General features: G+C 61.2%; 12 protein-coding genes, 1 tRNA gene and 1 pseudogene. All 14 read right to left on the bottom strand.

Features of this window, described 5'->3' with window-relative positions; translation table 11 throughout:
- Positions 1–15: 15 nt before the first annotated feature.
- The gene (thrS, locus tag HH302_RS19885) at positions 16–1932 is read right to left on the bottom strand and encodes a threonine--tRNA ligase (protein ID WP_172204366.1); all 1917 of its coding nucleotides are present in this window, start codon (positions 1930–1932) and stop codon (positions 16–18) included.
- A gap of 145 nt (positions 1933–2077) precedes the next feature.
- A tRNA-Val gene (locus HH302_RS19880) sits at positions 2078–2154 on the bottom strand.
- A 97-nt stretch (positions 2155–2251) separates the two neighbouring features.
- Positions 2252–2968, bottom strand: coding sequence for a hypothetical protein (locus tag HH302_RS19875; protein ID WP_172204364.1), 717 nt, complete (start codon positions 2966–2968; stop codon positions 2252–2254).
- The gene (cysM, locus tag HH302_RS19870) at positions 2965–3855 is read right to left on the bottom strand and encodes a cysteine synthase CysM (protein WP_172204362.1); all 891 of its coding nucleotides are present in this window, start codon (positions 3853–3855) and stop codon (positions 2965–2967) included. Before cysM ends, HH302_RS19875 begins: the two co-directional genes overlap by 4 nt.
- A 13-nt stretch (positions 3856–3868) precedes the next feature.
- Positions 3869–4876, bottom strand: a complete 1008-nt coding sequence (rfaD, locus tag HH302_RS19865; RefSeq protein ID WP_172204360.1) for an ADP-glyceromanno-heptose 6-epimerase — start codon at positions 4874–4876, stop codon at positions 3869–3871.
- A 10-nt stretch (positions 4877–4886) separates the two neighbouring features.
- Positions 4887–5828 carry a D-glycero-beta-D-manno-heptose-7-phosphate kinase gene (gene rfaE1 / locus HH302_RS19860; RefSeq protein WP_172204358.1) on the bottom strand — a complete coding sequence of 314 codons (942 nt, stop codon included), beginning with the start codon at positions 5826–5828 and terminating at the stop codon, positions 4887–4889.
- Between the two features lies 1 nt (position 5829).
- Positions 5830–7152 (bottom strand): UDP-glucose/GDP-mannose dehydrogenase family protein, encoded by a 1323-nt coding sequence (locus HH302_RS19855; protein ID WP_172204356.1) that lies wholly within the window; start codon positions 7150–7152, stop codon positions 5830–5832.
- 30 nt (positions 7153–7182) lie between these two features.
- The gene (lapB, locus tag HH302_RS19850; protein ID WP_172204354.1) at positions 7183–8358 is read right to left on the bottom strand and encodes a lipopolysaccharide assembly protein LapB; all 1176 of its coding nucleotides are present in this window, start codon (positions 8356–8358) and stop codon (positions 7183–7185) included.
- A gap of 4 nt (positions 8359–8362) precedes the next feature.
- Positions 8363–8671 (bottom strand): lipopolysaccharide assembly LapA domain-containing protein, encoded by a 309-nt coding sequence (locus tag HH302_RS19845; protein WP_172204352.1) that lies wholly within the window; start codon positions 8669–8671, stop codon positions 8363–8365.
- 88 nt (positions 8672–8759) lie between these two features.
- A complete protein-coding gene (locus tag HH302_RS19840; RefSeq protein ID WP_172204478.1) occupies positions 8760–9041 on the bottom strand; it encodes an integration host factor subunit beta in 282 nt (93 codons plus the stop codon).
- A 12-nt stretch (positions 9042–9053) separates the two neighbouring features.
- Entirely contained in the window at positions 9054–10754 is a 1701-nt protein-coding gene (gene rpsA, locus HH302_RS19835; protein ID WP_172204350.1) for a 30S ribosomal protein S1, read from the bottom strand.
- Positions 10755–10862: 108 nt separating this feature from the next.
- Positions 10863–11516: pseudogene (gene cmk, locus HH302_RS19830) on the bottom strand ((d)CMP kinase); the annotation flags it as partial.
- Positions 11517–11521: 5 nt separating this feature from the next.
- On the bottom strand, positions 11522–11809 hold the full coding sequence (locus HH302_RS19825; RefSeq protein WP_172204346.1) for a helix-hairpin-helix domain-containing protein: 288 nt from the start codon (positions 11807–11809) through the stop codon (positions 11522–11524).
- Positions 11810–13543 carry an arginine--tRNA ligase gene (argS, locus tag HH302_RS19820; RefSeq protein ID WP_172204344.1) on the bottom strand — a complete coding sequence of 578 codons (1734 nt, stop codon included), beginning with the start codon at positions 13541–13543 and terminating at the stop codon, positions 11810–11812.
- Positions 13544–13553: the final 10 nt, after the last annotated feature.

Raw genomic sequence — 13553 nt, 5'->3', positions numbered from 1 at the left:
TCCAAAAAATAAAAATTAAGCCGCACTGCCACGGGTTTCCACCTCGTGGCGCCAGCGATCGAGCAATTGATCGAGAGGCATTTGGCCAAGATCTTGACCGCCTCGGGCACGTACGGCCACTACGCCAGCCGCCTTTTCTTTCTCACCGACGACCAGCTGATAGGGTAGCTTTTGCAAGCTATGTTCTCGAATTTTATAGGAAATTTTCTCGCTGCGCAAATCCGTCTCGACGCGGAATCCAGCCGCAATCAGCGCGCGAGCAACATCCTCAGCGTAGTCCGCCTGATGCTCCGAGATGCTCATTACGACGGCCTGCTTCGGTGCCAACCACAGCGGGAAATTGCCGGCAAAGTTCTCGATCAGGATGCCAATAAAGCGCTCGAGCGAACCGAGGATCGCGCGATGCAGCATGACGGGACGCTTGCGCGTGTTGTCTTCGGCGACGTACTCGGCATCGAGACGCTCCGGCAACACGAAATCCAGCTGCATCGTGCCGCACTGCCACGAGCGACCCAGCGCATCCTTGATGTGGTACTCGATCTTCGGACCATAGAACGCACCCTCGCCGGGGAGCTCCACCCACTCGACGCCTGACGCCTTCAGCGCGTCACGCAAGCCCTGCTCCGCCTTATCCCAGACCTCGTCCGACCCGGCACGCTTTTCCGGCCGAAGCGATAGCTTGACGACGACATCCTTGAAGCCGAAATCGCGGTACACCGCCATCAGCAGATCGTTGAACGACTGCACTTCGGAAACCACCTGATCTTCGGTACAGAAGATATGCGCGTCGTCCTGCACGAAGCCACGAACCCGCATCAGGCCATGCAAGGCACCAGAAGGCTCGTTGCGATGACAGGATCCGAACTCTGCAAGACGCAAGGGAAGCTCGCGGTAAGAGCGCAGACCGTGATTGAAGATCTGAACATGGCCAGGACAGTTCATCGGCTTCACAGCGTAGTCGCGCTTTTCCGACTCCGTGACGAACATGTTCTCACGGTAGTTCTCCCAGTGGCCAGAGCGCTCCCATAGGACGCGATCCATGACCAATGGTGTCTTTACTTCACTGTATCCCGCAGCATCGAGACGCCGACGCATGTACTGCTCGATCTGCTGCCACAAAGTCCAGCCCTTGGGGTGCCAGAAAACCATCCCGGGCGCCTCATCCTGGAGATGGAACAGGTCGAGCACTTTGGCCAGCTTGCGGTGATCGCGCTTTTCCGCCTCTTCGATCATATGCAGGTAGGCATCAAGATCTTCCTTGCTTGCCCATGCCGTGCCGTAGATCCGCTGCAACTGCTCGTTACGCGAGTCACCACGCCAGTAGGCACCAGCGACCGACATCAGCTTGAAGTGCTTGAGCTTGCCCGTAGACGGCACGTGCGGGCCGCGACACAGATCGACGAAGTCGCCCTCGCGATAGAGCGAGATTGTCTGGTCCGCTGGAATGCTGGCGATGATCTCCGCCTTGTAAGCCTCGCCAATCCCCTTGAAAAACTCGACTGCAGCATCACGAGCCCACTCTTCGCGTACCACCGGGATGTCGCGGCGGGACAGTTCAGCCATACGCTCCTCGATACGCACGAGGTCATCAGGCGTGAAGCCGCGCGGGAACGAGAAGTCGTAGTAGAAGCCGTTTTCGATGACCGGGCCGATGGTGACCTGCGCCTCGGGAAACAACTCCTTCACGGCATACGCCAGCAGGTGGGCCGTAGAGTGGCGGATCACTTCAAGACCTTCGGCATCCTTGGCCGTCAGGATCGAGAGCTCGCAGTCCGACTCAATGAGGTGGCTCGCATCCACAAGGGTGCCATTCACACGCCCTGCAAGGGTCGCCCGAGCAAGGCCTGCGCCAATGTTCGCCGCCACATCGGCGACAGTTACCGACTTTTCGAAGGACCGGACCGAACCATCCGGCAGACGCACGTTAGGCATGAATACTCCCGCTTGGGCAAAAAAAAAGTGCGGCCATGGGGCCGCACTTTTTCGTTCAATCGAAGCGTATGAACCCGGCGAACCCGCGTACTACGGACAAACCGTGGTGCAAGTTCGCAGAATCATCACCGCTCCGCATGGGTGTTGGTAGGCGCGATTGGACTCGAACCAACGACCCCCACCATGTCAAGGTGGTGCTCTAACCAGCTGAGCTACGCGCCTGAAAGAGAAGCGATTATAGCCTGAATTTCTGGGCTGTCAAAACTTTTTTTGAAAATCAGCCCTGTCACCGAGCCGGGCTGTCACCCGCGCCAAACCGCTATGCACGCCGTGCAGCGATCGCCCGCTCGGCCGCTGCACATTGCGCTCCGTCGATCACGCCGGCCACACATCGGGCGCGCAACAAGACGTGCAGGGTCGCAAACGCGCGACGCTCACATTCCGCAGTGACGGACTTCAAGTCGCCGCCTTGCCACGCACTCCACACGGCTGCGTCGTCAAGCGCGCGCGCCGGGGCTGCGCCAAGCAGGCGGATCAGTTGGTCGACGGGAACGTCCAAATCCGGTGAGGCGCCCTGCAACTGACCTGACAGGTCTGCGACGCGCCCTAGGAGCTCAAGCGCGTCTTGCTGAGCACTGCTGCGCTTCACGCAAACCTGCGCGGCATGAGTCAGCGCGCGCAATCGAAGGATAGGTATCTGGCGGCGCATAGCGCCCCAACACGCAACTTCCCCGTCGCGCGCCGCGAGTCGTGCGACAAAGCGCTCGATCAGTAGCCCCTCATCCCGATCGGCGGCGGACAAAGAGGACACTGTCAAACCGGCGTCACCCCATTCGGCAAGCGAGATCTCGACCACCCGCTGAAGGTGCGGCGGCAAATTGTCGCCACCGCTGGCGGCGCGCTGGCGCTGGAATGCGTACTCGGCCACATCACCATCGGACAGTGCGACATCAAGGTCGTAGATACAACGAATGCCGGCTATATCCGGCACGGTGACGATCTCGAACGCCACCGAAGAAGGCTTGATCGCTGTCACCCCGGAAACACCCCGGTGGAGAGGTAGCGGTCTCCACGATCGCAGACGATGGACACGATCACTGCATTCTCAAGCGTGGCCGCAAGGCGCACAGCCACTGCCATGGCGCCGCCCGATGAAATGCCTGCAAAAATGCCTTCCTCACGCGCCAGGCGACGCGTCATCTCTTCCGCTTCCGCCTGAGCCACCGACTCGACCTGGTCGACGCGATCCGCCTGATAGATCTTCGGCAGATATTCCTGGGGCCACTTCCGGATACCGGGAATTTGGGCGCCATCGGCCGGCTGACAACCAACGATGCGGATGGCCGGGTTTCGCTCCTTGAGAAAGCGCGACGTACCCATGATCGTACCGGTGGTACCCATGCTGCTGACAAAGTGGGTAATGCGCCCGCCGGTTTGCTCCCAGAGTTCAGGCCCAGTGCCCTCGTAGTGGGCGAGCGGGTTGTCCGCATTGGCAAACTGATCAAGGATGATGCCCCGCCCCTCGTCGCGCAGGCGTTCCGCAACATCGCGAGCCATCTCCATGCCGCCTTCGCGCGGCGTGAGGATCAACTCCGCGCCAAACGCACGCATCGTCTGGCGCCGCTCCAAGCTTTGATTCTCGGGCATGACGAGAATCATCTTGTAGCCGCGCATCGCCGCGGCCATCGCCAAAGCGATACCGGTGTTACCACTGGTGGCTTCCACCAGCGTATCACCGGGCTTGATGTCGCCGCGCGCCTCGGCATGCTGAATCATCGACAAGGCGGGGCGATCTTTCACCGAACCGGCAGGGTTATTGCCCTCCAGCTTGGCGAGGATCACGTTGTTGCGCCCAGCATTGATCCGCTTCAGACGCACCAAGGGTGTGCGACCAACGTAGTCCTCAAGCGTCAGAAACGTCATGCGAACCCCTGGCTCAGACGCCGGCGCGCTGCTGCAGCGTGGCGACGTACTTCCCAACACCCTGGGCAACATCATGGAAGGCGTCTGCGTAACCGGCATCACGCAGCAACGAGATGTCGGCCTGAGTAAAACTCTGGTATTTGCCCTTCAGCGCCGCGGGGAACGGGATGTACTCAATCACGCCCTGAGCCTGCATTTCGGCGAGCGAAAGCGCAGCCTCACCCTTTGCCGCGCGGCACGCATTCACGGTTGCCACGGCAACATCGTTGAAGCTCTGCGCGCGGCCGGTGCCCAGGTTATAGATGCCGGACAGCGCGGGGCTGTCGAGGAAGTACAGATTGACGTTTACAACGTCCTCAACGAACACGAAATCGCGCAACTGGCCGCCATTGCCGTAGCCGTCCTGACCTTCAAAAAGCTTGACCTTGCCATGCTCACGGTACTGATTGAAGAAGTGATAGGACACAGAGGCCATACGCCCCTTGTGCTGCTCATTCGGCCCGTAGACATTGAAATAGCGGAAGCCCGCGATTTGCGAGCCACCTTCGGTCAGCGCCCGCCGCACCACCTGATCGAACAGGTACTTCGAATAGGCGTAGACGTTCAAAGGCGCTTCGTACTGGCGGTCTTCCTTGAACACGGAACCACCGCCATACACCGATGCGGACGAGGCGTAGAGAAACTGCGCCTCCTGCTCCAGGCAGAAACGCAGCAGCTCAAGCGAGTACCGATAGTTGTTCTCCATCATGTACTGGCCGTCCTGTTCCATCGTGTCGGAACAGGCACCTTGATGCAGGATAGCCTCGACCGAACCGTCCAGTTCGCCACCCTCGATCATTTCGAGGAAGACCTTCTTGTCGAGGTAGTCGGCGATCTCGCAGCCGACCAGGTTCTTGAACTTGTCACCCTTCGAGAGGTTATCGACCGCGATGATGTTATCGATACCCTTGGCGTTGAGCCCGGCAACGATGTTGGAGCCGATGAAGCCGGCGGCGCCGGTCACGACGTAGTAGCGCGACATACGCGTCTCCTCAGTCTGGAATCTTGATTTCGTCGAGCGTCACGGTCGCCGTGCCGAGCTTGCCGACAACAATGCCCGCGGCGTGATTGGCCCAGCGCATCGCGTCGGCCATCGGCGCCCCCGCGGCAAGCATGACGGCCAGCGTCGCGATCACGGTATCGCCTGCACCGGATACATCGTAGACCTCGCGTGCGCGCGTACCTTCATGAAGCGCCCCTTCGTCGCGGAAGAGCGTCATACCCTCCTCCGAGCGCGTCACAAGCAGCGCGTCGAGGGCAAGCTCTGCGCGCAACTTCTGCGCGCGCGCAGCGAGATCGGCGTCATCGCGCCACTTGCCCACCACCTGGCGCAGCTCGGAGCGGTTAGGCGTCAGCAAAGTGGCGCCACGATACTTCGAATAGTCATCCCCTTTCGGGTCGACCAGCACAGGCTTGTTGGCCTCTCGTGCCAGCTGAATCATCTCGGCAACGTGCGTCAGGCCGCCCTTGCCATAGTCGGACAGCACCACGACGTCGACGTTCGGCAAGCGCGCGCGAAATTCCGCAAGCGTCGCCTGCAAGGATTCGTGATTCGGCCATGTTTCGAAGTCGATGCGCAGCAATTGCTGCTGACGGCCGATGACACGCAACTTCACCGTCGTGGCCAAGTCCGGGTCGGTTTGCAGCGAGGCCACAACGCCTTCGCTTTCGAGCAGACGACCGAGCGCTTGCGCTGGCTCATCCTGCCCAACCACCGATAGCAACACGGTATGGGCCGCGAGCGCCGCAGCGTTGCGCGCCACGTTGGCTGCGCCCCCAGGTCGCTCCTCGCTGCGTTCAACCTTGACCACCGGCACCGGCGCCTCGGGGGAGATTCGGCTTACATCGCCAAACCAGTAGCGATCCAGCATCACATCGCCGACCACCAGCACGCGAGCACGGCTCGTATCAGGAAGCGGAGGCAGGTTTCGCATATCAGGGCCGCCCGATTGGCAGGTATTCGAGGCCAAAGCTGCGCGGCAGCTTGGGATCGTAAAGGTTACGCCCATCGACGATCACCGGACTCTTCAAGACGCTCTTGATGCGCTCGAAGTCCGGGCTGCGGAACTCTTTCCATTCAGTGACGATGAGCAACGCATCGGCCCCTTCGAGGGCATGCATCGGCGAGTTGGCATAGGCAAGACGCGCCTCGTCGCCAAAAATGCGCCGCGCCTCGTTGATCGCGACCGGATCGTACGCAGTCACGGCCGCGCCACGCTTGAACAACTCGTCGATCACCACACGGCTGGTCGCTTCGCGCATGTCGTCGGTATTGGGCTTGAATGCCAAGCCCCACAGCGCGAACTTCTTGCCGCTCAAATCGGCGCCAAAACGATTGACGATCTTTTCCACGAGAACAAGCTTCTGCGCGTCGTTGGCGTCTTCGACCGCCTGCAGCACCTTGAGGCCTTGGCCGGCGTCGCTCGCAGTCTTGATCAGGGCCTTCACGTCCTTCGGGAAGCAGGACCCGCCGTAGCCGCAGCCCGCGTAGAGGAAGTGGTAGCCAATGCGGGGGTCCGAACCGATGCCCTGGCGTACCAGTTCAATGTCCGCACCGAGCTTCTCGGCAAGCAGCGCAAGTTCATTCATGAACGAAATGCGCGTGGCGAGCATCGCATTGGCGGCGTACTTCGTCAGCTCCGCCGAGCGCACATCCATCACAACCAACTTGTCGTGATTGCGCTGGAAAGGCGCATAGAGCGCGCGCATCAAATAGACGGCCTGCTCGTCGTCAGCACCCACAACGATACGGTCAGGCTTCATGAAGTCTTCGACCGCAGCGCCTTCCTTCAGGAACTCGGGGTTCGACACGACCGCGTACTTGATGTCCACGCCGCGCTTTTCGAGTTCTTCGGCAATTGCCGCGCGCACCTTGTCGGCGGTCCCCACCGGCACCGTGCTCTTGTCGATGACCACCTTGTAGTCGGTCATCAAACGACCAATGTTCCGCGCCGCCGCCAACACGTACTGCAAATCCGCCGAGCCGTCCTCGTCGGGCGGGGTACCCACCGCGATGAACTGCAGCGTGCCGAAGCGGACCGCCTCTTCGACGTCAGTCGTAAAGTGGAGCCGGCCTGCCGCCACGTTCCGCTCGACGACCTTGTCGAGGCCCGGTTCGTGGATCGGAATGCCGCCTTCCTTAAGGATGCGAATCTTGTTCGGATCGACGTCGAGGCAGAGCACGTCGTTGCCCATTTCCGCCAGGCAGGCGCCCGACACCAAGCCCACGTAGCCAGTGCCGACAACGGTAACTTTCACCTTGGTGACTCCATTCAGGTCAACGCCCTATCAAGGCGTCAGGTCGAATTCTTCACTGCGCCGCGGCGGGTAAGTCTCCCATCCGCCGCAAGCGGGGCAGCGCCAGTAGAACTGACGCGCCTTGAAACCACAGGCATCGCAGCAGTAACGGGCGACACGACGGGTGTGGCCATGGATCAGGCCTTTCACCATCTCGATATCCTGCCGCTGCTCCGGCTGAGCATTCAGCAGCGCCGCCTCGAGCAACTTGTCGAGCCCCAGCACGGTCGGATTACGCTTGAGCTCTTCACGTACCAGCTTGTACGCCGCATCGGGGCCATCGCGCTCAAGCTCCCACTGGAAGACCGCGTCAAGCAGGTCGAGCGACGGATAGCGCTCCAGGTACGAATGGACCAGCTGCATGCCGTCGTCCTTGCGCCCCAGGCGACGGTACGCATCCATCATACGTTCAGCTACGAGCGCGAGATAAACCGGATTCTGCTGCTCCACACGCTGCCAGGCCTCGATGGCCGCAGCCGCATCGTCACGCGCCAGATGCACATCGCCAAGCAGCATGTTGGCGCGCACGCACTGCCGATTCACATCCAGCGCACGCTGGAGTTCGGTTGCGGCGTTATCAAGCTGCCCGCGTGCGAGCTCGTTGGCGCCCAGTTCGCAGTGGAAGTTGGCAATTTCCTTGAGCATCAGCGCCGAATCAGCGTTCGGCAACGCGCGGGCCACTTCGATCGCCTTGGCCCAGTCTTTTTCCTGCTGATAGATCTCAAGCAACTGCTTCAACGCAAACTCGCGCATGCCTGTCTCGCGCAACTTCACGAATACGGCTTCGGCGCGATCTAGCAAGCCCGCCTTTAGGAAATCCTGCCCCAGTTCCGACAAGGCATTGGAGCGCTGCTCCGCGCTCAAGTCGTCGCGATCGACCAGCGTCTGATGCATGCGGATCGCGCGGTCGAGCTCCCCGCGACGGCGGAACAGGCTGCCGAGCGCAAAGTGCAACTCCACCGTCTGCGGATCGATCTTGACCGCTTCCAGAAAGGCGTCAATCGCCTTGTCCGGCTGCTCATTAAGCAAGAAATTGAGGCCAGTGAGATAGGAGCGCGGCAACGCACGCGACTCTTTCACCAGATGTTTGATGTCAATACGGGCCGCGAGCCAACCGAGCGCAAAGAAGATCGGAAAGGCCAGCAGCCACCAGAGTTCGAATTCCATGGACTCAGAGCGATCGCAGGTAGTCGGCGGGCGGAGTGTCCCGCACGGAAATGGCTGAAACCGATGCCGAAGCGCCAGACGCGCTCTCGCGCAGGCGACGGATCTCGCGCCGTTGATTGCGCAGCGTCAGCACAGCCGCTGTCACGCCAAGCAAGACGCCAACAACGAAGGTCAGCAGGATCACCGCGATCAGCGGCAATCGCCATTCGGTTTCAAAGAAGAAGCGGAGCGTGACAATCCCATCGTTCTTGAGCGCGAAGCCAAGAAGAAGGAAGAACACCAATCCCCGCAGGAGCCAAAGCAGTAAGCGCATCGCGCAATTATCCCGCAATACGGCGCGACTCGCCAAAAAAGCGAAAGGCGGCTTTCGCCGCCTCCCTGGTACTGCAACCGCCGCAGGCTTACTGCGCGTCTACACGCTCACGCAGTTCCTTGCCGGCCTTGAAGTGTGGCACGTACTTTTGTGGTACCTGCACCTTCTCACCCGACTTGGGATTGCGCCCCATGCGCGGCGGACGGTAATTCAACGCAAAACTGCCGAAACCCCGGATCTCGATGCGGTCCGCACGCGACAACGCGAGCGTCATCGCATCGAGAATCACTTTCACGGCGTAGTCGGCATCCTTCACACCAAGCTGCGGAAAACGCTCCGCGAGCCTGGCAATCAACTCCGACTTCGTCATGACAGACAAGGCTTACTGCTGCGGGTTGTTGAGCTTGGCCTTGAGCAGCGCACCAAGGTTGGTGGTGCCGCTGGCAGCCGAACTGTCGTTCGAGAACTTCTGCATCGCTTCGTTCTGCTCAGCCTGATCCTTGGCCTTGACCGACAGGTTGATCGAACGGGTCTTGCGATCCACGTTCACGATCATCGCCTCGACAGCGTCACCGACCTTCAGCAGCTGCGACAGGTCTTCAACGCGCTCACGGGCGAACTCGGACGCGCGCAGGTAGCCTTCGACGTCATCGTTCAGCGCGATCACGGCGCCGCGAGCGTCAACCGACTTCACCGAACCATGGACGACGCTGTTCTTGTCGTGCGTGGCGATGAAGTTGGTGAAGGGGTCCCCATCCATCTGCTTGATGCCCAGCGAGATGCGCTCCTTCTCGACGTCGATCGACAGCACGACGGCCTCGACTTCATCACCCTTCTTGAAGTTGCGGATCGCTTCTTCACCCGGCAGCGACCAGGAGAGGTCGGACAGGTGGACCAGGCCGTCGATCGCGCCGGTCAGGCCGATGAACACGCCGAAGTCGGTGATCGACTTGATGGCGCCCTTGACGCGGTCGCCCTTCTTGAAGGTCTGAGCAAAGTCATCCCACGGATTGGCCTTGCACTGCTTCATGCCCAGCGAGATACGACGACGGTCTTCGTCGATTTCGAGGATCATCACTTCGACTTCGTCGCCCAGCTGGACAACCTTGGTCGGGTGAATGTTCTTGTTGGTCCAGTCCATTTCGGACACGTGGACCAAGCCCTCGATACCCTGCTCGACTTCGACAAACGCGCCGTAGTCGGTGATGTTGGTGACCTTGCCGAACAGGCGGGTGCCCGACGGGTAACGGCGAGCGATGCCCACCCACGGATCTTCGCCGAGCTGCTTGAGGCCCAGCGAGACGCGGTTCTTCTCGGCGTCGAACTTGAGGACCTTCGCGGTGACTTCGTCGCCAACCTGCACGACTTCCGTCGGGTGGCGGACACGGCGCCAGGCCAGGTCGGTGATGTGCAGCAGGCCGTCGATGCCGCCGAGGTCAACGAACGCACCGTAGTCGGTGATGTTCTTGACGATACCCTTGACGACGGTACCTTCCTGCAGCGACGAGAGCAGCTTCTCGCGCTCTTCGCCCATGGAGGCCTCGAGCACGGCGCGGCGCGACACAACGACGTTGTTGCGCTTGCGATCGAGCTTGATGACCTTGAATTCGAATTCCTTGCCTTCGAACGGGGTCGTGTCCTTGACCGGACGCATATCGACCAGCGAACCCGGCAGGAATGCACGGATGCCATTGGTCATGACGGTCAGACCGCCCTTGACCTTGCCAGTCACGACGCCCTTGACCAGATCACCGTCGTTCAGTGCGGCTTCAAGGTGGTTCCAGGCGGCGATGCGCTTGGCCTTGTCACGCGACAGACGGGATTCACCGAAACCATCTTCGAGGGCTTCGATGGCGACCTGGACGTAGTCGCCCGCGGCAACTTCGAGCTCACCACGGTCATTGCGGAACTCGTCGAGCGGAATGTAGCTCTCGGACTTGAGGTTGGCGTTCACAACGACGAAGTTGTGATCGACGCGCACGACCTCAGCGGTGATGACTTCACCGGCACGCATTTCCTGGCGATTCAGGCTCTCTTCAAAGAGGGCCTCGAAGCTTTCCGGAGCGGGAATAGAAGTAGACATGGAAAAATTGACCTGTTGCCGTCTTGCGACAGCGGGAAAAAGAAAAAACAAACCCGGTCCGCGGCGAAAAACGCAGCGGCCGGAGCCTCAACCATCGGACTCAGTGCTTCAGCAGAGCTTGTGCGTCTGGGCTTGCTGCAGGACGAATGCGACCGCCTCGTCAATCGTAAGTGGCGTGGTGTCCAGCAGGATGGCGTCTTCACAGGGCTTCAGCGGCGCAACCGGGCGACTGGCGTCGCGTGCGTCACGCTCGCGCAACTCCTGCACAAGACTATCTAGGTTAGCAGCCAATCCCTTTTCAATCAACTGCTTATAACGCCGCTCTGCGCGCGCCTCAGCGCTGGCGGTGAGAAAAATCTTCAGCGGCGCGTCCGGAAAAACCACTGACCCCATGTCGCGACCATCACCGACGAGGCCGGGCGCCTGACGAAAGGCGCGCAGGCGCGCCATCAAGGCGGTCCGCACACCCGGCAGCACGGCAATCTTCGACGCGGCGTTGCCGGTGGTTTCGCGCCGTACATCGAGACTGGCTTCAACCCCGTCAATGTAGATGGCTTCGCCGTCAAAACGCACTTCGAGCTTGGGCGCCAGGTCGGCCAGGCTTGCCTCGTCGTCGAGCGCGATACCTCGTTGCAGCCCTGCGAGTGCCAGAACGCGGTAAATCGCGCCGGAATCGAGGTAATGCCAGCCCAGGGCACTGGCCACGCGCGCGGCCACCGAGCCTTTACCCGACGCAGTCGGGCCGTCGATTGCGATGACGGGGGTGTTCATGTTCGGTCCTTCCAGTTCCACCACTTGAGCAGTTCAGGGTCGTGTGCCGTGTGCCGCGCGAAATACACGGCACAACGGAAGGTGTAGAGCACGCAGGGGTCTTGCCGCGCACCCGAGAGACGGCACAGGCGCTCATAGAGCACCTGTGGATCCGCCTCGACAAGATCCGCTACCCGCCGGATGCCGAGCGCGTGCAGATCGCCCGCCATCGCCGGCCCGATGCCCGGGATGCGCAGCAATTCGGCCGCAACATCCCGTGGCAGCGCGGCCGGCGCGCGGGGCATTTACATGACCTCAAGCGTGGCGATGCCGAGCAAGCCGAGGCCAGTCTTGATCGTGTCGGCCGTCAGGCGGCACAACTGCAGGCGGCTGGCCCGCTGTGCGCCTTCGCTCTTGAGCACCGGGCAGTTCTCGTAGAAACGGCTGAACACCACGGCAAGCTCGAACAGGTAGGCGCACAGTTGGTGCGGTGCCGTGTCCTTCGCAACCGCATTCAACGCGTCAGCGAAACGTGCAAGTTGTAGCGCCAGCACTTGCTCGGCACGTTCTTCCAGAATCACCGGCGCATCCGCCACGGCCGAATCCGCCGCGTCGCGCAAGACCTTGGCGCTACGGGTGTAGGCGTACTGCAGGTAGGGCGCAGTGTTGCCGTCGAAGGCCAGCATCGACGACCAGGAGAATACGTAGTCGCTCGCGCGGTTCTTTGACAGATCGGCGTACTTCACGGCGCCGACGCCCACAGCGCGAGCGATCTCCCAGCGCACATCCTCGGCAAGGTCAGGGTTCTTTTCCGAAACCAAGACGAAGGCACGTTCGACGGCCTCTTCGAGCAGTTCCGCCAGCTTGACGGTGCCACCCGACCGCGTCTTGAACGGCTTGTTGTCTTCGCCAAGCATCACACCGAAGCCGACATGCTCCAGCGACACGGAGGCATCGGCGTAGCCCGCCTTGCGCGCCAGCGTGAACAGTTGCTGGAAGTGCAAGCCCTGACGCTGATCGACCACGTAAAGCACGCGGTTGGCCTTGAGCTCATCGACGCGATAGCGCACAGCCGCCAGATCCGTCGTCGAGTACAGGAATCCGCCGTCCTGCTTGCGCACGATGTACGCCTGCGGCTCGCCTTCCTTGTTCTTGAATTCGTCGAGGAACACGACCTGCGCGCCTTGGCTCTCAACAGCAAGCCCCTTCTGCTGCAGGTCGGCAACGATGCCCGGCAGTGCGTCGTTGTAGGCGCTCTCACCACGCAAGTCGGCACGCGTCAAGCCGACGCCAAGCGTCTCGTAGACCGCCTCGCAGTGATGCATCGACACCTCAAGGAAGCGCCGCCACAACATATTGATGTGCGGATCGCCGCCCTGAAGCTTGACTACGTATTCGCGTGCGGTGTCGGCAAAAGCGGGGTCCTCGTCCATCCGCTGCTTCGCGCGGCGGTAGAAGTCCTCCAGGTCGGAGAGCGCCATCTCAGTATCGGCGCCCTGCTCCACCTCGACCAGGAAGGCGGTCAGCATGCCGAACTGGGTCCCCCAATCGCCGATATGGTTCTGCGCGATGACCTCATGGCCGAGGAAGCGCAGCACGCGCGCCAGCGCGTCACCGATGATGGTGGAGCGCAGGTGCCCGACGTGCATTTCCTTCGCCAGATTGGGCGAGGAGTAGTCAACGACCACTCGCTGCGGCGCGGGATGTGGCACAGCCAGATCTTCACGGCCAAGCGCCGCAGCCACGCGCTGAGCGAGGAAGGCCGGATCGAGCGTGATATTGATGAAGCCCGGCCCTGCGATTTCGACCTTGCTGGCGATGCCGCCAAGATCGAGCTTGTCGACGACCTGCTGCGCCAGCTCGCGCGGGTTTTGCTTGCGGGCCTTGGCCGCACCCATCACGCCATTCGCCTGATAGTCGCCAAATTCAGGGCGCGCAGCCGGTGTAATCACGGCAGGCACACCCTCGCACCCGGCGGCGGCGAGTGCGGCCGAAACGCGGGAATCGAGAAGCTGATAGATCGTTTGTGTGAATGTCATGGCACATCTG

Source organism: Niveibacterium sp. COAC-50, assembly GCF_013184235.1.
GTDB classification, from domain to species: Bacteria; Pseudomonadota; Gammaproteobacteria; order Burkholderiales; family Rhodocyclaceae; genus Niveibacterium; species Niveibacterium microcysteis.
This window is presented reverse-complemented; position numbering and strand designations above follow the sequence as displayed.